This is a genomic window from Acidovorax sp. KKS102 (genome assembly GCF_000302535.1).
Taxonomy (GTDB): Bacteria; Pseudomonadota; Gammaproteobacteria; order Burkholderiales; family Burkholderiaceae_C; genus Acidovorax.
Genome location: NC_018708.1, coordinates 4,458,304 through 4,475,890, shown reverse-complemented (window position 1 = coordinate 4,475,890; position 17,587 = coordinate 4,458,304). Strand labels below are relative to the sequence as shown.

General features: G+C 66.9%; 15 protein-coding genes. 7 read left to right on the top strand and 8 right to left on the bottom strand.

Annotated features, from left to right (window positions below; translation table 11 throughout):
* Positions 1 to 13 precede the first annotated feature (13 nt).
* The 3 genes from C380_RS20465 to C380_RS20455 form a co-directional block, all read right to left on the bottom strand.
* Positions 14 to 1,042 carry a tripartite tricarboxylate transporter substrate binding protein gene (locus tag C380_RS20465; protein ID WP_015015755.1) on the bottom strand — a complete coding sequence of 343 codons (1,029 nt, stop codon included), beginning with the start codon at positions 1,040 to 1,042 and terminating at the stop codon, positions 14 to 16.
* A gap of 75 nt (positions 1,043 to 1,117) precedes the next feature.
* On the bottom strand, positions 1,118 to 1,975 hold the full coding sequence (locus C380_RS20460) for a 3-keto-5-aminohexanoate cleavage protein (protein WP_015015754.1): 858 nt from the start codon (positions 1,973 to 1,975) through the stop codon (positions 1,118 to 1,120).
* Positions 1,972 to 2,952, bottom strand: a complete 981-nt coding sequence (locus C380_RS20455; protein ID WP_015015753.1) for a 3-hydroxyacyl-CoA dehydrogenase family protein — start codon at positions 2,950 to 2,952, stop codon at positions 1,972 to 1,974. Before C380_RS20455 ends, C380_RS20460 begins: the two co-directional genes overlap by 4 nt.
* A gap of 98 nt (positions 2,953 to 3,050) precedes the next feature.
* Here C380_RS20455 and C380_RS20450 point away from each other — a divergent pair, with 98 nt between their 5' ends.
* Both C380_RS20450 and C380_RS20445 read left to right on the top strand, forming a co-directional pair.
* Positions 3,051 to 3,968: a LysR family transcriptional regulator gene (locus C380_RS20450; protein ID WP_015015752.1), complete on the top strand. Its 918-nt coding sequence runs from the start codon at positions 3,051 to 3,053 to the stop codon at positions 3,966 to 3,968.
* A gap of 97 nt (positions 3,969 to 4,065) precedes the next feature.
* Positions 4,066 to 4,974 carry a hydroxymethylglutaryl-CoA lyase gene (locus C380_RS20445; RefSeq protein ID WP_015015751.1) on the top strand — a complete coding sequence of 303 codons (909 nt, stop codon included), beginning with the start codon at positions 4,066 to 4,068 and terminating at the stop codon, positions 4,972 to 4,974.
* A gap of 30 nt (positions 4,975 to 5,004) precedes the next feature.
* On the opposite strand, the gene C380_RS20440 is transcribed toward C380_RS20445, so the two are convergent.
* From C380_RS20440 to C380_RS20430, 3 genes are read right to left on the bottom strand one after another with little or no spacing between them, the layout of a single operon-like run.
* Entirely contained in the window at positions 5,005 to 6,477 is a 1,473-nt protein-coding gene (locus C380_RS20440) for an efflux transporter outer membrane subunit (protein WP_015015750.1), read from the bottom strand.
* On the bottom strand, positions 6,474 to 9,662 hold the full coding sequence (locus tag C380_RS20435) for an efflux RND transporter permease subunit (RefSeq protein WP_015015749.1): 3,189 nt from the start codon (positions 9,660 to 9,662) through the stop codon (positions 6,474 to 6,476). Before C380_RS20435 ends, C380_RS20440 begins: the two co-directional genes overlap by 4 nt.
* A gap of 18 nt (positions 9,663 to 9,680) precedes the next feature.
* On the bottom strand, positions 9,681 to 11,024 hold the full coding sequence (locus C380_RS20430; RefSeq protein ID WP_051022595.1) for an efflux RND transporter periplasmic adaptor subunit: 1,344 nt from the start codon (positions 11,022 to 11,024) through the stop codon (positions 9,681 to 9,683).
* A 213-nt stretch (positions 11,025 to 11,237) separates the two neighbouring features.
* Here C380_RS20430 and C380_RS20425 point away from each other — a divergent pair, with 213 nt between their 5' ends.
* From C380_RS20425 to C380_RS20405, 5 genes are all read left to right on the top strand, one after another.
* Positions 11,238 to 11,771 carry a YbaK/EbsC family protein gene (locus tag C380_RS20425; protein ID WP_043566956.1) on the top strand — a complete coding sequence of 178 codons (534 nt, stop codon included), beginning with the start codon at positions 11,238 to 11,240 and terminating at the stop codon, positions 11,769 to 11,771.
* Positions 11,768 to 12,034: a DUF1289 domain-containing protein gene (locus C380_RS20420; protein ID WP_015015746.1), complete on the top strand. Its 267-nt coding sequence runs from the start codon at positions 11,768 to 11,770 to the stop codon at positions 12,032 to 12,034. The genes C380_RS20425 and C380_RS20420 overlap by 4 nt, the downstream gene beginning before the upstream one ends.
* The gene (locus tag C380_RS20415; RefSeq protein WP_015015745.1) at positions 12,031 to 12,684 is read left to right on the top strand and encodes a 2-hydroxychromene-2-carboxylate isomerase; all 654 of its coding nucleotides are present in this window, start codon (positions 12,031 to 12,033) and stop codon (positions 12,682 to 12,684) included. The genes C380_RS20420 and C380_RS20415 overlap by 4 nt, the downstream gene beginning before the upstream one ends.
* A 444-nt stretch (positions 12,685 to 13,128) precedes the next feature.
* Positions 13,129 to 14,790 carry an MFS transporter gene (locus tag C380_RS20410; protein ID WP_015015744.1) on the top strand — a complete coding sequence of 554 codons (1,662 nt, stop codon included), beginning with the start codon at positions 13,129 to 13,131 and terminating at the stop codon, positions 14,788 to 14,790.
* Positions 14,791 to 14,939: 149 nt separating this feature from the next.
* Positions 14,940 to 15,143: a hypothetical protein gene (locus C380_RS20405; protein WP_015015743.1), complete on the top strand. Its 204-nt coding sequence runs from the start codon at positions 14,940 to 14,942 to the stop codon at positions 15,141 to 15,143.
* Between the two features lie 90 nt (positions 15,144 to 15,233).
* On the opposite strand, the gene C380_RS20400 is transcribed toward C380_RS20405, so the two are convergent.
* Positions 15,234 to 16,352 (bottom strand): ABC transporter substrate-binding protein, encoded by a 1,119-nt coding sequence (locus C380_RS20400; protein ID WP_015015742.1) that lies wholly within the window; start codon positions 16,350 to 16,352, stop codon positions 15,234 to 15,236.
* Between the two features lie 81 nt (positions 16,353 to 16,433).
* Complete coding sequence (locus tag C380_RS20395; protein WP_015015741.1) at positions 16,434 to 17,552, bottom strand: ABC transporter substrate-binding protein; 1,119 nt, start codon at positions 17,550 to 17,552, stop codon at positions 16,434 to 16,436.
* Between the last annotated feature and the right edge of the window lie 35 nt (positions 17,553 to 17,587).

The window sequence follows — 17,587 nt, the reverse complement described above, 5'->3', positions numbered from 1 at the left end:
CGCCGCGCGGGGCTCAATCCACCGTCACGCCCGCATCGCGCACCAGCTTGCCCAGGCGCTGCGCGTCGGCCTTGATCAGCGCGCCAAAGTCGGCGGCGTTGCCCGCCACCACCGGCGTGCCGATGGCTTCCCATTTGGTGCGGAAGGCGGGGTCCTTGAAGATCGCATTCACGGTGGCATTGAGCTTGTCGATGGTGGCTTGCGGGGTGCCCGCGCGCACCGCAATGCCGTGCCAGCCCGTGATCTGGTAGCCCGCAATGCCGGCCTCGGCCATCGTGGGCACGTTCGGCAGGACCTTGGCGCGCTCGCTGGACGTAACGGCCAGCGGGATCAGCTTGCCCGCCTGGATGTGGGGCAGCGAGCTGCCGACGATGTCGAACATCACGTTCACCTGCCCACCGATCAGGTCGTTGAGCGCCGGGCCTGCGCCCCGGTAGGGGATGTGCCCCATCTTCACGCCTGCCATGGTGTTGAACAGCTCCCCTGCCAGATGCTGCGGTGTGCCGTTGCCGGCCGACGCAAAGCTGAGCACCGGCTTGCCCGCCTTGGCCAGGGCCAGAAATTCGGCCAGGGTCTTGACGCCCAGCGAGGGGTGCACCTCCAGCACCAGCGGAAAGGCAGAGAGCTGGATCACTGGCGCCAGATCGGTCAGCGGGTTGAACGGCATGCTCGCGTAAAGCGAGGGGTTCACCGCCATCGGGCCACTGGCCGCCAGCAGCAGCGTGTGGCCGTCAGCGGGAGCCTGCTTGGCGACTTCGGCGCTGCCCGTGTTGCCACCGGCGCCGCCCTTGTTGTCCACCACCACGGGCACGCCCAGGCGGCTTTGCAGCTCGGGTTGCAGCATGCGGGCCATCAGGTCGGTGGGGCCGCCTGGAGGGTAGGGCACTACAAAGCGGATGGTCTTGCTGGGGAACGCGGTAGCGGCCGACTGTGCGGCGGCCTGCCCTGCAAGGCCTAGGGCCAGCGGGATGGCCAGGGCTGCGTGCAGCACGGCGCGGCGGGTGGTGCGAGCCGTGGATGAGGAAATGGGGCGGTGGTGCATGTCTGTCTCCTGTGGGGGTGGATAAGGCCCGTCTGCTGCGGGTTGATGTCGATGGAGGAAGTGAACGGGGGGCTCTCAGGGCGCACCAAAGCGCTGCCGGATGTCGGCGGCGGTGGCCAGCGGGCGGCCCAGCGCATTGGCGGCTTCTACGGCCTGGCGCACCAGTGCGGCGTTGTCGGGCGCAACGCTGCCGTCCTTGCACAGCAGGTTGTTTTCAAACCCCACGCGGGCGTGGCCGCCATACACGGCAGCGGCGGCCACGCAGGCGTTTTCTGCCGCACCGAAGGCGCATACCGCCCAGGGCTCATTGCCGTCGTGGGCGTTCAGAAACGGCAGCAGATCGCGCGGGCTGGAGGTCTGGCCCGCGCTGTAGCGGCCCAGCACGAACAGCAGGAACCACGGTGCATCCGGCACCACGCCACTGGCGCGCAGGGCCTGCCAGCGCCGCAGGTCGGGCACGTCGTACAGGATGACCTGCACCATGGTGTGGCGCTGGGCCAGGCCGGTGAAGAAGCGCTGCAGTCCGGCTTCGCCAATCTCGGGCTTGTCCACCTCGCGCAGGCCGATGGAGACGGCCTCAGGCTGCAACGCCTCCACCATGGCGATCTGCGCCGGGGCCTGGTACACGCCTGCGGCTTCGCTGGTGATCTGGATGACCAGGGCTTCGCCCACGGCCTGGCGCACCACGCGCTGGGCCTCGCGGTAGCCCTCCACATCCAGGCTGTGGCGCCCCTGCGCATCGCGGATGTGCATGTGCAGCATGGCCGCGCCCGCATCCAGGCAGGCCTTGGCCGTAGTCGCCAGCGTGGCGGGGGTGATGGGCACGGCTGGGTGGTCAGCGGGCTGTTTGTACGCGCCGTTGGGAGCCACGGTCACGATCAGCGGGTCGGCCCACTGGCTTGCAGTAGCAGGTGATGCGGGCGATGCGGTCATGAACGATCTCCTGTGTTGGTGGTGTCGGCAGGGCGCTCGATGGTGGGCAGCTCGCTGGCCAGCAGGGCCAGGCCTTGGCGCAGCAACGTGTCGTAGCGCGCACGCTCGGCCTGTTTGCGGTCTTCGGGCCAGTCGAAAAATCCCTTGCCCGTTTTCATGCCCAGCTGGCCCTGGGCTACCTTGTCGCGCAGGGCCTGGGCGGGTATGTCGGTGTTGGAGAGGGTTGGGTACATGGTGGCCGCGGCGGCGGTGTGCACCTCAATGCCCGCATGGTCGCGCTGCAGCACCGGCCCCGCCGCCAGAAAGCGGAAGCCAAAGCCAAAGCGCACGGCGGCGTCCACGTCCTCCGGCGAGGCAATGCCTTCGTCGATGAGGGCAAACGCCTCGCGCGAGAGCGCATGCTGCATGCGGTTGGCCAGAAAGCCGGGCTTGTCCTTTTTGACCAGCACCGGCACGCTGCCGCAGCCGCGCATGAAGGCGTGCAGCCAGGTGCCCAGGGCCGGGTCGCTGCGCTCGCCCAGCACCACCTCCACCAGCGGCACCAGGTGCGCGGGCATGAAGAAGTGCAGGCCCAGCATGCGCTGCGCCGTGACCAGCCCCTGGGCAATGGCGCTAATGGGAAAGCCCGAGCTGTTGCTGGCCAGCACAGCGTTGGCGGGCGCTACGGCTTCCAGCTCGGCAAACAGTTGCTGCTTGGCAGCCAGCTGCTCGGTGATGCATTCGACCACCAGCACCACGCCGGTCCAGTCCACCTCCTGCAGCGAGGCGCATACCTGCACTGGGCCTGCATGGGTGGCTTGGCCTGCGGCGGCCAGCTCCTGGGCGATCTGGGGCAGCAGCCGGTTGCGGCGCTCGGTGTGCGGGTCCACCACCGTGACGTGGGCGCCCCCGCGCGCCAGGACCACGGCCACATCGGCCCCCATGGTGCCTCCGCCCACCACCACCGTGCGGGCGTTGCGAGGCGAACTGTTGTCCATCGTGTCTCCTGTTTATCGCTGAGCGTTTTTGCTTGCAATGCAGTCTAGGTAGCCTGCATTGCGCGGTCCAGACGTCTTTTTCGATAGACTGATCGGCTATGAAGATCAATTGGTCCGCCCGCGAGGTGGATGTGTTCCTGTCGCTGGCCGAGACGCTGAGCTTTCGGCGCACGGCTTTGCAGATGCACCTGTCCCAGTCGGCGGTGTCGGGCACGGTGGCGCGGCTGGAGGAGATGCTGGATGTGCGTCTGTTCGAGCGCACCACGCGCACCGTGCAGCTCACGCTGGCGGGTGAGGTGTTTGCCGAGCAGGCGCGTTTTCTGCGCCACCAGATGGAAGAGACCGTGCGCCGCGTGCAGGAGGTGGCGCAGCTGCAGGTGGGCCGCGTTGCGCTGGCGGCGCTGCCGTCGCTGGCAGCCGGGGCCGTGCCACGGGCCTTTGCCCGGTTTGCCGCGCAATACCCAGGCGTGCAGATGGAGCTGATCGACAGCCTGGCAGGCCCGGCGTTTGACATGGTGCGCGCCGGGCGGGTGGACTTTGCTCTCACCGCCGCCAACCCCGCCTATGCCGACCTGGACTACACCCCGCTGGTGTCCGACCGGTTTGTGCTGCTGCTGCCGCGCACGCATTCCTTGGCCCGTGGGCGGGGCGCCGTGGCCTGGGCCGATGTGGCCGAGCTGCCCCACATCTCCATGCCCGCAGGCACCAGCGTGCGGCAGTACGCGCAAGAGGCCCTGCTGACGCACCGCATCCGCTTTGAACCCCACTACGAGGTGGAGCACCTGGCCACCATCGCGGCCATGGTGGCAGCGGGGCTGGGCGTGAGCGCGCTGCCCGAGCTGGCGGCCCAGGTGGTGCGCAGGCCCGAGGTGGTGACGCGCGCGCTCAAGGCGCCCGTGCTGCACCGGCCTATCGGGCTGATCACGCTGCGCGGGCGGCCGTTGTCACTGGCGGCGCAGGCCATGGTGGCGCTGCTGCGGCAGGAGGTGGAAGACGCTGACAGGCAAGGGGCCTGATGGCGCGTCCGGCGAATGGTCTGGCACGATATGAGGTGGCCCTGCGGCGGCGCTGGCGAGACAATGGCGAGATTCCTTGTCCACCCTTGGTAGCCCCATGAGCATTCCCTCCCGCGTCCGCCTGATCGACGTTGGTCCCCGCGACGGCCTGCAGAACGAAAAGACCCCGGTGCCTGCCGCCGTCAAGATCGAGCTGGTGCACCGTCTGCAGCAGGCGGGCCTGAAAGAGATCGAAGTCACCAGCTACGTCAGCCCCAAGTGGGTACCGCAGATGGCCGACAACCACGAGGTGATGAGCGGCATCACCCGCCAGCCAGGTGTGGCGTATTCGGTGCTCACGCCCAACCTCAAGGGCTTTGAGGCGGCCGTGCTCGACAAGCCCGACGAGATCGTCGTCTTCGGCTCCGCCAGCGAGGCCTTCAGCCAGCGCAACATCAACTGCAGCATTGCCGAGAGCATTGAGCGCTTTGCCCCAGTGGTAGAGGCCGCGTTGGCCGCAGGCATCCGCGTGCGAGGCGCCATGAGCTGCACCGTGGGCTGCCCGTACGAAGGCGATATTGCGCCCGAACGCGTGGCGTACCTGGCGGGGTTGCTCAAAGGCATTGGCGTGCAGCGCGTGGATGTGGCCGACACCATCGGCGTGGGCACGCCGCGCAAGGTGCAAAAGGCGCTGGAGGCGACGCTGCAGCACTTTGGCATCGATGAAGTCTCGGGACACTTCCACGACACCTACGGCCAGGCGCTGTCGAACACGCTGGCCGCGCTGGAGCTGGGTGTGTGGAACTTCCAGTCGTCCGTGGCTGGGCTGGGCGGCTGCCCCTACGCCAAGGGAGCCACCGGCAATGTGGCCACCGAAGATGTGGTCTACATGCTGCAGGGCATGGACATTGAGACCGGCATCGACCTAGACCTGCTCATCGACGCAGGCGCCTACATCAGCGGTTTTCTGGATCGCAAGCCCAACTCACGCGCGGCCAACGCCTTGCTGACCAAGCGCGCGGGCTGACCCCGCTGGTCCAACGCCACCCGGTCGCCGTCAACCGGCGTCCGGGGTGCCGCCCAGCACCTTCCACAGCGTCACGCGGTTGACCTGCTCGGCCTGGCGCAGGCCGATGAGGGTCTGCTGCGCCGCATACAGACTGCGTTGCGCATCCAGCACCGTGAGGTAGTTGTCCACGCCGGCCTTGAACCGCGCCTCCGACAGGTCGAACGCCTTCTGGGTGGAGGCCACCAGCCGCGTCTGCGCGGCGATTCGCTCGTCCCATTGCGCGCGGTCGGCCAGCACATCGGCGGTCTCGCGGAACGCGGTCTGCACGGCTTTCTCGTACTGGGCCACCGCGATGCGCTGGTTGGCCTCGGCCACCTGCACGTTGGCGCGGTTGCGGCCGGCGTCGAAGATCGGCAGGCGGACGAGTGGCACAAAGCTCCAGGTGCCGCTGCCCGCGCCAAATAAGCCGTCCAGCTCACGGCTGCCGGTGCCTATGTTGGCCGTGAGGCTGATGGTGGGGAACAGGGCCGCCCGCGCAGCGCCGATGTTCGCCTCGGCGGCGCGCAGGGCATTTTCAGCGGCCTGTATGTCGGGCCGGGCGAGCAGCACGCTGGAGGCCAGTGGCACCGGTACGGGCTGCAACGCCGCCGGGGCCTGCGCGTCGGCACGCAGCGTGCTGGCAGTGGGCCACAGGGCCGCAGGCACCGGGCCGCCCACCAGCAGTTGCAGGGCGTTGCGGTCGCGCTCCACCTGGGCCAGGTAGGTCGCCACATCGCCGCGTGCAGCGTCTACCGTGGTCTGTGCCTGGGCCAGCACCAGCCCCGATGTGGAGCCGATGGCGTGGATGCGTTCGGTCAGCGCATAGGCCTTCTCGCGGCTGGCCAGGGTGTCGCGCGCCAGTTGCAGCCGGGCCTCATCGGCGGCCAGGGTGAGCCAGGCGTTGGCCACATCGGCAATCAGGCCGGTCTGGATGTTGCGCTGGTTCTGCTGGCTCTGCAGAAATTGCTGCAGCGCCGCCTCGTTGAGGTTGCGCACGCGGCCCCAGAAGTCGATCTCGTAGCTGGCAAAGCCCAGTTGGGCTGTGTACTGCGTGGCGACCTGGGCGGGCGCGGTGGCGCTGCTCATGCCGGCGGCAGTGCGGGCGCGGCTGGCCTGTGCCTGCGCGGTGACGCTGGGCAACAGGTCGGCCCGGGTAATGCCGTACTGGGCGCGGGCCCGCTCGATGGCCTCCACCGCCACGCGCAGGTCGCGGTTGTTGGACAGCGCCAGGGCAATGACATCACGCAGCGGCTGGGCCTGCACCCAGCCCAGCGCAGCAGCCGCTTGCACGCTGGCGTCGCTGGCCATAGTGGGCTGTCCGCCGGTCGTGCCCACGGTGTCAGGCACGGGCAGGGCAGGGGTCTGGTGAGTAGGGGCCAGGTTGCAGCCTGCGAGCAGTGCGGCAGCGGCCAGGGCCGCCGTCATGGCGGCAAGGGTGACGGGCCGACGCTCGCGGCCTGGCGACAAGGGTGGGCGCGTCATGCTGCGCTCTCCTGTGTGGGGTGCGGTGGGGTGGTGGCTGGGGGCGGTGGTGCGTTGTCCTCGCTGCGCGACCGGCTCTTGAACCAGCGGCGAATCAGCAGGAAGAACACCGGCACCAGGAAGATGCCCAGCACGGTGGACGCCAGCATGCCGCCCAGCACGGCGGTACCGATGGCCACCCGCCCGCCCGCACCCGCACCGGTGCCGATGGCCAGCGGGATCACCCCGAAGCCAAACGCCAGCGACGTCATCAGGATGGGCCGCAGGCGCAGTCGCACCGCGGCGACGATGGCGTCAAACAGGTTCTTGCCCTGCTCCTGCAGCTGCACCGCAAACTCGACGATCAGGATCGCGTTTTTGGACGCCAGCCCCACGGTGGTCAGCAGCCCCACCTGAAAGTACACGTCGTTGGTCAGGCCCCGGGTGTAAGTGGCCGCAAGCGCGCCCACCACGCCCAGCGGCACGGCCAGGATCACCGACAGCGGCACGGTCCAGCTCTCGTACAGGGCGGCCAGGCACAGGAACACGAACAGGATCGAGATCGCGTACAGCATGGGGGCCTGGGCCCCTGACTGCCGCTCTTGCAGCGAAGCGCCCGTCCACTCGTAACCGATGCCCGGGGGCAGCGTGCGCAGGATGTCTTCCACGATCTTCATGGCGGCGCCCGAGCTCACGCCTGGTGCCGCGCGGCCTTCCAGCTCGTAGGCCGGGTTGCCGTTGTAGCGCAGCAGCTGCGGCGAGCCGTAGGCCCAGTAGCTGGTCGAGAACGCGCCAAACGGCACCATCTCGCCCTTGCTGTTGCGCACGCTCCAGCGGGCCAAGTCTTGAGGCAGCATGCGCGCTGGCGCGTCGCCCTGGATGTACACGCGCTTGACCCGTTCGTTGTTCAGAAAGTCGTTCACGTAGGTGCCGCCAATGGCGCTGGAGAGCACGCTGTTGATGTCGTTGTACGACAGCCCCAGCGCAGCGGCCTTGCGGTCATCGATCTCCAGGCGCAGTTCGCTGGCATCCTCCAGATTGGTCATGCGCAGGTTGGTCAGCTCGGGCCGTTTGCGTGCTTCGGTCAGGAAGGTGTTGGTGGCGGCCAGCAGCGCCTGGTGGCCCAGGCCGTTCATGTCCTTGATCACGAAGTTGAAGCCCGAGCTGGAGCCCAGGCCCCGCACGGCGGGGGGCATGACGACCAGCACCCGCGCATCACGGATGGATGCGAGGTCGCGCGTGGCCTTGTAGGCGATCTGCGCGGCGGCCTGGTTGGGCAGCGTGCGGTCCTCCCAAGGCTTGAGGCGCACAAAACCGCGTGCCGAGGCTTGGTCGCCGTTGATGCCCGAGACCTGGTAGAAGCTCAGCACATCAGGCTGCTGCGCAAAGTAGTCCCGCACCTGGTCCAGCACGCTTTGCAGCCGCGCATCGGCGGCGCCCGAGGGCAGGTTCACGTTCACATACAGAAAGCCCTGGTCTTCGTCGGGCAGGAAGGAGGTGGGCAGGCGCGCCATGAGCAGCCACACCACGCCACAAACGGCCAGAAAGATCAGCGCCATGCGCTTGGTGCGGCGCAGGGTGTAGGCCACCGTGCCCTGGTAGCGTGCCGCAGTGGCGTCGAAGTGGTGGTTGAACCAGCGGAAGAACCGGTCGTTCAGGCCCAGCAGGCCGCGCCGAATGGGCCGGTCATGCCCAGCCGATGCGGCTGCGGGCTTGAGCAGCGTGGCGCACAGCGCCGGGGTGAGGGTCAGCGCCACAAACACCGACAGCGCCATGGCCGCGACGATGGTGATCGAGAACTGCCGGTAGATCACGCCCGTGGAGCCGCCAAAGAACGCCATGGGCACAAACACCGCCGACAGCGTGACCCCGATACCCACCAGAGCGGGCGTGATCTCGCGCATGGACTGGCGGGTGGCCTCTTTGGCCGATTGGCCGGTCTCGTGCATCACCCGCTCGACGTTTTCAACCACCACGATGGCATCGTCCACCAGCAGGCCGATGGCCAGCACCATGGCAAACATGGTCAGCGTGTTGATCGAATACCCCGCCAGTGACAGCACCCCAAAGGTGCCCAGCAGCACCACCGGCACGGCAATCGCCGGGATCAGCGTGGCGCGGAAGTTCTGCAGGAACACGAACATCACGATCACCACCAGGATCATGGCCTCGCCCAACGCGCTGACCACTTCCTTGATGGAGGCGCGCACGAAGGGCGTGGAGTCCGAGCTGACGAAGTAGTCGATCTGGTTGGGGAAGTAGGGCTTGAGCTCGGCAAGCTTGGCGGCGATGGCGTCGGCCACCTGCATGGCGTTGGCGCCGTCGGCCAGCACGATGCCCATGCCCGCGCCGGGCATGCCGTTGAGCTTGGCCTTCACGGTCAGGTTCTCGGCGCCCAGCTCCACGCGGGCCACGTCCTTGATGGTCACCACCGAGCCGTCGAGGGCCGACTTGAGCACGATGGCCTCGAACTGCTCCACCGTCTTGAGCTTGGTGCGGGCGGTGATGGTGGCGTTGAGCTGCTGGTCGGACACCGCAGGCAGGGCGCCCAGCTGGCCGGCAGACACCTGGGCGTTCTGGGCGTTGAGGGCATTGACCAGGTCCGACGGCATCAGCGCGTACTTCTCCATCTTGGCCGGGTCCATCCAGATGCGCATGGCGTAGTTGGTGCCGAACACCGTCACGTCACCCACGCCGTCGATGCGGCCGATCACATCCACCAGACTGCTGGTCAGGAAGTCGCCGATGTCCACGGCGCTCATGGAGGGGTCTTTGGAGAAGAAGCTGTAGGTGACGAGGAAGTCCTGCCCGCCCTTGTTCACGAACACGCCCCGGCTCTTGACGGCGTCGGGCAGGCGGTTGGTGGCGGCCTGCAGCTTGTTCTGCACCTGCACCTGCGCCACGTCGATGTTGGTGCCGGGCGCGAACGTGAGGGTGGTGCGCGAGCGGCCCGAGGCGTCCGAGGTCGAGCTCATGTAGAGCATGTTGTCGATGCCCTTGAGCTGCTGCTCGATGATCTGCGTGACCGAGTTTTCAACCGTCTCAGCCGAGGCTCCGGTGTATTGCGAGCCGATGGTCACGCGCGGCGGGGCGATGTCGGGGTACTGTTCCAGTGGCAGCGTGACGATGGACAGCGCGCCGCCCAGCATGATGATGATGGCGATGACCCACGCAAAGATGGGCCGGTTGATGAAGAACTGAGCCATGTGCTGCGTCCTTCGTGCTCAGCGGGAGGCTGCCGGAGCGGGATTGGACGCGGGGGCCGACGCGTGCGCGGCACCTGCTGCGGCGGGTGCGTCAGCGCCAGGGGCGCCCTTGCGGCCCTTGGCGGGGGCCTTGGGGTCCACCTCCACCGCGCGCACCTTGTCGCCGGGTTTGACGCGCTGGAAGCCCTCGATCACCACGCGCTCGCCCGCAGCCAGCCCGCCCTGCAGCAGCCACTGGTTGCCCACCGCACGGTCGATACTGATCGGGCGCTTTTCCACCACATCACCGTCCTTGACCACCAGCACGCTGGGCTTGCCGGTGAGGTCGCGGGTCACGGCCTGCTGGGGCACCAGCAGGGCTTCGGGCGCGAGGCCGGTGGGCAGCAGCGCCTGTACGTACATACCGGGCATCAGCGTGCCCTTGGGGTTGGGCACCACGGCACGCAGCGTGACGGTGCCGGTGGTGGCGTTCACGATCACGCCCGCAAACTGCAGCTGGCCGCGCTGCGCGTATTCGGTGCCGTCGTCCAGGCGGATGCGCACGGGGATCTTGTCGCCCTCGACCTTCTGGAATCGGCCTGCGTCCCAGTCCCGCTGCAGCTGCATCAGCTCGGTGGTGGACTGGGTGAAGTCCACGTACATCGGGTCAAGCTGGACGATGGAGGTCAGCGCGTCGGCCTGGTTGGCCGTGACCAGCGCCCCCGGCGTGACGTTGGACAGGCTGATGCGTCCGCTGATCGGGGCTTCGATGCGGCTGTATTTGAGGTTGATGCGCGCCGTGGCCAGGTTGGCCTGGGCCACGGCCACGTCGGAGCGCGACTGGGCGGCGGCGGCCTGGCTTTCTTCAAACGCCTGCTGGCTGATGGCATCGATCTTCACCAGCTCGGCATTGCGCTTGGCCGTGGCCTCCTGGGTGCGCGCGGTGGCCTCGGCCTTGGCCAGGGCGGCCTGCGCGCTGGCCTCGGTGGCGCGCAGCGAGGCGTCGTCGATCTGGTACAGCGGCTGGCCCTGGCGCACCAGCGCGCCTTCGGTGAACAGACGCTTTTGCAGGATGCCCGACACCTGGGGCCGGACCTCGGCCGTGAGCGAGGCGCGGGTACGGCCCGGCAGCGCGGCTTCGAGCTGCTGGCTTTGCTGCTTGAGCGTGACCACGCCCACTTCTGGGGCGGCCTTGGCCGGTGCAGGGGCCTCGTTGGGTTTGCTGCAGCCGGCCAGGATGCCTGCGATCAACAGCATCCCCAGCAACGCTCCCCGGGACGGCAAGGCCCCCAGGGCGGGGCGGGCGGCGCGGCCTGACACGGGATCGGCAGGGGACGGCGCAGACAGGCTCGGGCACGGCAGGGACAACGCGGCATCGTTCATGGGCGTGGGGCTTGGGGCGTGGGGGTGGAAAGTTCGGCGCATTGTGGGGGGCGCACATTTCCTGTTTGTAAAGTGGCCGGATTTGGCCCGGGTGCCGGAGCGCAGCGCAGGGACATGCGGGGCAGGGCGCCAGGCAGGCCCTGGCGCGCGGCAAAATGGAGGGAGACCCGACCGAATCACGCCCCCATGGGGGCCCGCTGGAGACCGATGCGCATGTGTGGAGCCGAACTGAAAAACCTGCCCGAGGGCGTACAGCGTGTGGCTGCCGAGTTGCAGCGGCTCGGCCACCCGCACCTGCCGCAGATGCTGTACGATGCCGCGCGCACTGCGCAGCAGGCCGCTGATGCGCTGGGCATCCTGGTGGGGCAGGTGGCCAAGAGCATCATCTTTCGGCGCAAGAGCGACGACGTGGCGGTGCTGGTGGTCACATCGGGCGACCGCCGCGTGGACGAGAAAAAAGTGGAAGCCCATGTGGGCGGCAAGATCGGCCGCGCCGATGCCGAGTTTGTGAAATCGCGCACCGGCTTCTCGATTGGCGGCGTGTCGCCCGTGGCGCATGCCACGCCGCCCGTCACGCTCATCGACCAGGACCTGCTGCGCTTTGACGTGGTGTGGGCCGCAGCAGGCCACCCCCATGGCGTGTTCCCCTTGCACCCCACGGACCTGCAGCGCCTGACGGGCGCACCCGTGGTGGACGTGGTGCAAGCGCCTGTGGCGGACACCCCCGCGCCCCAGGTGGCCGCATGAATGCTATTGATTTGCTAGCTGCCAAGGCAAAAGAGACTAGCGCTACCGGCCAATTTGACCCCAAAAGTGCCGAGCCAGTGCCTTCGCCCTGCATTTCGGTGTGCCGCATGACGCCCGACCGCAGCCACTGCGAAGGCTGCTTTCGCACGCTGGATGAAATCCGCGCCTGGTCGCGTGCCGACGCTCCGCAGCGGCGCGCCATCTGGGCGCAGTTGTTGCAACGCGCCGGCATTGCCTGGCCCGTGCCGGAGACCGAAGCATGAAGCGCATCACGTTCTACCTGGACTTCATTTCTCCCTATGCCTGGCTCGCGTTTGAGCGCTTGCCCGAGGTGCTGGAAGGGCTGACTTACAGCGTGACCTACCAGCCCGTGCTGCTGGGTGCCCTGCTGCAGCAGCACGGCAACCCCGGCCCTGCGGGCATTGCCCCCAAGCGCGACTGGACCTACCGCCATGTGACCTGGCTGGGCCATGCGCAAGGCACGCCACTGCAGATGCCGGCGCGCCACCCGTTCAACCCGCTGCCCTTGCTGCGCCAGGCCCTGGCCTGCAGCGACGACGGCAGCATCAACCGCTACGTGGCGGGCACGGTGCTGCGCCACGTGTGGCAGGGCGGTGGGGACGCGCTCGACCCCACGCGGCTGGCCGCGCTGGCCGAGGCGTTGGCGGAACAGGTGCGCCCCGGACAGGACGTGAACAGCGACGGCCCCAAGGCCTTGCTGCGCGCCAACACCGAAGCTGCGCAGGCCGCCGGTGTGTTTGGCGTGCCCGCGTTCGGTGTGGATGGCAAGCTGTTCTGGGGGCTGGACGGCCTGCCCATGCTGCGTGCCTACCTCGACGGCGACGCCTGGTTCGACGGCCCCGCCTGGGACGCTGTCAGCCAGCTCCCATCGGGTTTACCCGGCAAGCCCTGAGCAATTTCCGGATGCTGAAAGGGGTGCTGCGGGTTTCACCCTAAGTTGTCAGAGAGCGGTCAGTTTGATGAAAGCTCTTGTTGGTTTCGCGTCAGAGGGTGGTCAGTGCCATCTCCAAGAATGCAAGGGAACGTGTTCGCGGTCTTTTCGGGGCCGCGTTGGAGCGCAATCGGGATGAGTGGATGCCTCGGATGCGCCGCATGGGCTCATGCCCATGCAAGCAGTCGAGGCGCCCAATCGCCCGATTTCGCTCCAACCCTTCGGGCAAGTGTTTTGCCGGGCGGTCTGCGGCGTTGCGGCGCTTGCCAATAGCCGAGCTATTGGCTGCGCACCGCGCCTTGCACCCCATCCCGGCAAGGCACTTGCGCGACCTCGAAAAGACCGCGAACACGTTCCCAAAGCCCGCCGCAGTGCGGTCTGTAACACCAATAGGAGACACACACCATGGCAACTGTTCATCCCGCACCGCGGCCGATGTCGCCCGAAGAGAGGAAGGTCATCTTCGCCTCGTCGCTCGGCACCGTTTTCGAGTGGTACGACTTTTACCTGTACGGCTCGCTCGCAGCCATCATCGCCAAGCAGTTCTTCAGCGGTCTGGATGCCGGTTCGGCGTTCATCTTCGCGCTGCTGGCGTTTGCGGCGGGCTTCATTGTTCGTCCCTTCGGCGCCATCTTCTTCGGCCGCCTGGGCGACATGATTGGCCGCAAGTACACGTTCCTGGTCACCATCCTGATCATGGGCCTGTCCACCTTCATCGTGGGCATCTTGCCGACTTACGCGTCCATCGGTGTGGCCGCTCCCGTCATCCTGATTGCCCTGCGCCTGCTGCAAGGCCTGGCACTGGGCGGTGAGTACGGCGGTGCTGCCACCTATGTGGCCGAGCACGCTCCACACGGCAAGCGCGGCGCCTACACGGCCTGGATCCAGACCACTGCCACGCTGGGCCTGTTCCTGTCGCTGATGGTGATCCTGGGCACCCGCACCGTGCTGGGCGAAGAAGCCTTTGCCGACTGGGGCTGGCGTGTTCCGTTCATCGTGTCGATCCTGCTGCTGGCCATCTCCGTCTGGATCCGTTTGTCGATGAACGAATCGCCGGCCTTCCAGAAGATGAAGGCCGAAGGCAAGACCTCCAAGGCTCCGCTGAAGGAATCCTTCGGTGAGTGGAAGAACCTCAAGATCGTGATCCTGGCACTGGTGGGTCTGACCGCCGGTCAGGCCGTGGTGTGGTACTCGGGCCAGTTCTATGCGCTGTTCTTCCTGACGCAAGCACTGAAGGTCGATGGCGCCACCGCCAACATCTTTGTGGCCGTGTCGCTGCTGATCGGTACGCCGTTCTTCATTGTGTTCGGTGCCCTGTCCGACAAGATCGGCCGCAAGCCCATCATCCTGGCAGGCTGCCTGCTGGCCGCGCTGACGTACTTCCCCGTGTTCGGTGCACTGACCAAGGCGGCCAACCCCGCTCTGGCTGAAGCCCAGGCCAAGAACAAGGTGGTGATCACTGCCGACCCTGCCGAGTGCTCGTTCCAGTTCAACCCCACAGGGACCACCAAGTTCACCAGCTCGTGCGACATCGCCAAGCAGGTGCTGGCGGGCGCTTCGGTGAGCTATGAAAACGCTGTGGCACCCGCTGGCACGGTGGCGACCATCAAGATTGGCGAAACCGCGATCCCCTCGTACTCCAGCAAGGGCCTGAGCGCTGACGAAGCCAAGAAGAAGGACGCCGAGTTCAAGAAGCTCGTGGCCGACGACCTGAAGGCCGCTGGCTACCCCACCAAGGCTGACCCAGCCCGCATCGACAAGGTGATGGTCACCATCATCCTGACCTACCTGGTGCTGCTGGTGACCATGGTGTACGGCCCCATCGCCGCCATGCTGGTCGAAATGTTCCCCACCCGCATCCGCTACACGTCCATGTCCCTGCCGTACCACATCGGTAACGGCTGGTTCGGCGGCCTGCTGCCTACCACGGCGTTTGCCATCGTTGCCCAGACCGGCAACATGTACAACGGCCTGTGGTACCCCATCATCATCGCCGGTGCCACGGTGGTGATCGGTGGTCTGTTCATCAAGGAAACCAAGGACGTTGACATCTACGCCAACGACTGATTGTTACTGACCGGTGTACAGGGCCCGCCCCGTAAGGGTCGGGCCCTGTGTTCCATCAAGGGGCTTGTACCGCGCACCAGTACAACCCACAACCTTGCGCGTTCAGCCAGGCCCCTTGATTGAACAAACCCATCCCAGGAGATATTGATATGTGGAAGATTGTTGTTGGCTTCGTCTTGTTTGCTGCTTTGTCGATGTACGTGATCATCACGGCGGGCGACAAGGCCGACATGGGCGGTGAAAAGCACGGTGCCGATGCGGTGCACGCGCCTGAGGCCCCTGCGAGCGCTGCGGCACCTGCTGCCGCACCTGCACCCGCTGCGGCTCCTGCCTCGGCTGCCAGCGCGCAATAAGCGCATTGCCCGGTATGACAAAGGCCCTGCCAGCAATCGCTGGTAGGGCCTTTTTTTGTGGTGACCTGAGGCTCGGGAGCGTGTGCCGTGTCAGCGCTTGAAGCGGCCGTCCGTGCCGATGATGGACAGGTCGGAGAAGTCCAGCCCGCTGTGGTCGGTAGGGCTGTAGCTCAGCTCCATGCCGCCCAGATCCCACTTCCTGATACTTTCCAACCCCATGTGGAGTTTGGCGCTGTCGGGCTTGGCGCCTGCACGTTTGAGGCCTTCCACGAGTACCTTGGCGCTCACAAAACCCTCCAGCATGGCGGGCGTCAGGTCACCGATATTCTTGGCCTTGGCCAGGTCCATGGCCTCCTTGACCACGGGGTAGTTGAGCGAGCGCTCCGACGGGAACACCTGCGTCACCACCACGCCCCGCGCCTGGTCGCCCAGGGCCTTCACAAACCCGCCCGACGCGTTGTTCGACAGCGTGACGATCTGGCCGGCAACGCCCGCAGCGCGCAGGGCCTTGATGCCATCGACCACTGCCGCGCCCGTGCCGATGAAGATCACGGCCTGGGGCTGCTTGCTGGCCACGCGGGGTGCGATGGCACTGTAGTCGGGCTTGGCGCGGTCAAACTTCTCGATGAACAGCGCCTCGATGTTGTTGGACTTGAAGCCGGCCTGCGCGCCCGCCAGGCCGTCCGCGCCAAACGTGTCGTCCACATGCACCACGCCAATGCGCTGGATGCCCAGCGTGTGCAGGTGCGAAATGGCCTTGGTCACCTCGCGCTGATAGGGCGCACGTACGTTGAACACGTATTTGCTCACCGGCTGGTGCAGCGCAATCGCCCCGGTGGACGGGCCCACCAGCGGCACGCCATGCTGCTCCAGCACCGGGATGATGCCCTGCGTGTGGGGCGTGCCACGGGTCATAAACAGGCCGATCACGCCCTTTTGTTCAATCAGCGTGCGGGTGTTGTCCAGGGTCAGCTTGGGGTCGAACTTGTCGTCCAGCGACAGCACCTCCACCTTCTGTCCGCCCACCCCGCCCTTGGCGTTGATGTGGTCGATGTAGAGGGCGGCTCCTTGCATGGATTCGGCCACCGTGGCGGCGGCCGATCCGGTGATGCCCACCGTCTGGCCGATCAGGATCTGTGCGTGGGCGGAACCGATGCCCAGGGCGGCGGCCAGGGCGCAGAGCGCACCGGCCAGGCCAGTTTTCTTCATGGGGTTGTCTCCTGCGTGTGGAGCGCCCGAGTGTAGGCATGCTCCCGCGCGGGACAACTGTAAAAACGCGTAGGCGGACGTTCAGCGGCGGAAGCGCCCGTCCGTGCCGATGATGGACAGGTCGGCAAAGTCCAGTCCGGTGTGGTCCTCGGGGCTGAAGTTCACCTCCAGCCCGCCCAGGTCCAGCTTCTTGATGCTCTCCAGCGCGGTCTGGATCTTGTCGCGGGTGGGCTTGGGGCCTGCGCGCTTGAGACCTTCGACCAGCACCTTGGCGGCGGCAAAGCCTTCCAGCATGGCGGGGCTGATTTCGGTGAGCCCCTTGGTCTTGGCCAGTTCCTGGGCTTCTTTCACCATCGGGTAGGTCACGGCCCGCTCGTTGGGGAACACCTGGGTCACGATCACGCCCCGCGCGTTGGCCCCCAGGCTTTTGATGAAGCCGCTGGAGGCATTGTTGGACAGCGTCACGATTTGCGCGGCCGAGCCCGCCGTGCGCAGCGCGTTGGTGGCGTCCACCACCGCAGAGCCCGAGGCCACCATCAACACCGCCTGCGCGTCGGCCTTGGCCACCTTGGCGGCAATGGGGGCGAAGTCGGGCTTGGCGCGGTCGAACTTTTCGGACACCACGGCGGTCAGCTTGGCGGCTGCCAAGCCCTTTTGTGCGCCCTGGATGCCGTCCGCCCCAAAGCTGTCGTCCGCATACACCAGCGCCACGCGGCTGATGCCCATGGAGGCCAGGTGGGTGATCGCCTTTTCGGCCTCGCGCTGGTAGGTGGCGCGCACGTTGAAGATGTATTTGCGCACCGGCTGGTGCAGCACCATGGCACCCGTGGACGGCGCCACCAGCACCACGCCGTGCTTGTCCAGCAGGGGCAGGATGGCCTCGGTGTGCGGGGTGCCCCGGTTGAGGAATAGGGCCAAGACGTTCTTGTCCTCAATCAGCGTGCGGGCGTTTTCCGCGGCCAGCTTGGGGTCGAACTTGTCGTCCAGGGAAATCAGCTCGATCTTCTGGCCGTTGACGCCGCCTTTGGCATTGATGGCATCGATGTACAGCAGTGCACCATCAGTGGTCTCCTTCACCCCGGCGGCGACCTGGCCGCTGAACCCTGCTGTCTGGCCGATCAGGATCTGGGCATGGCTGGCTGCACTGGCCGCGAGCGCCAGGACCAAGCCCGCCGCCCGCAGTTGCCATTGTTTTGTCATGGCGGTCTCCTCTTGTTTTGTGTGGAGGCCGCAGT

Bases quoted from the DNA above. Each gene is read 5' to 3' on its own strand.
- C380_RS20465 (WP_015015755.1), bottom strand. From the start codon at position 1,042: ATGCACCACCGCCCCATTTCCTCATCCACGGCTCGCACCACCCGCCGC.
- C380_RS20460 (WP_015015754.1), bottom strand. From the start codon at position 1,975: ATGACCGCATCGCCCGCATCACCTGCTACTGCAAGCCAGTGGGCCGAC.
- C380_RS20455 (WP_015015753.1), bottom strand. From the start codon at position 2,952: ATGGACAACAGTTCGCCTCGCAACGCCCGCACGGTGGTGGTGGGCGGA.
- C380_RS20450 (WP_015015752.1), top strand. From the start codon at position 3,051: ATGAAGATCAATTGGTCCGCCCGCGAGGTGGATGTGTTCCTGTCGCTG.
- C380_RS20445 (WP_015015751.1), top strand. From the start codon at position 4,066: ATGAGCATTCCCTCCCGCGTCCGCCTGATCGACGTTGGTCCCCGCGAC.
- C380_RS20440 (WP_015015750.1), bottom strand. From the start codon at position 6,477: ATGACGCGCCCACCCTTGTCGCCAGGCCGCGAGCGTCGGCCCGTCACC.
- C380_RS20435 (WP_015015749.1), bottom strand. From the start codon at position 9,662: ATGGCTCAGTTCTTCATCAACCGGCCCATCTTTGCGTGGGTCATCGCC.
- C380_RS20430 (WP_051022595.1), bottom strand. From the start codon at position 11,024: ATGAACGATGCCGCGTTGTCCCTGCCGTGCCCGAGCCTGTCTGCGCCG.
- C380_RS20425 (WP_043566956.1), top strand. From the start codon at position 11,238: ATGTGTGGAGCCGAACTGAAAAACCTGCCCGAGGGCGTACAGCGTGTG.
- C380_RS20420 (WP_015015746.1), top strand. From the start codon at position 11,768: ATGAATGCTATTGATTTGCTAGCTGCCAAGGCAAAAGAGACTAGCGCT.
- C380_RS20415 (WP_015015745.1), top strand. From the start codon at position 12,031: ATGAAGCGCATCACGTTCTACCTGGACTTCATTTCTCCCTATGCCTGG.
- C380_RS20410 (WP_015015744.1), top strand. From the start codon at position 13,129: ATGGCAACTGTTCATCCCGCACCGCGGCCGATGTCGCCCGAAGAGAGG.
- C380_RS20405 (WP_015015743.1), top strand. From the start codon at position 14,940: ATGTGGAAGATTGTTGTTGGCTTCGTCTTGTTTGCTGCTTTGTCGATG.
- C380_RS20400 (WP_015015742.1), bottom strand. From the start codon at position 16,352: ATGAAGAAAACTGGCCTGGCCGGTGCGCTCTGCGCCCTGGCCGCCGCC.
- C380_RS20395 (WP_015015741.1), bottom strand. From the start codon at position 17,552: ATGACAAAACAATGGCAACTGCGGGCGGCGGGCTTGGTCCTGGCGCTC.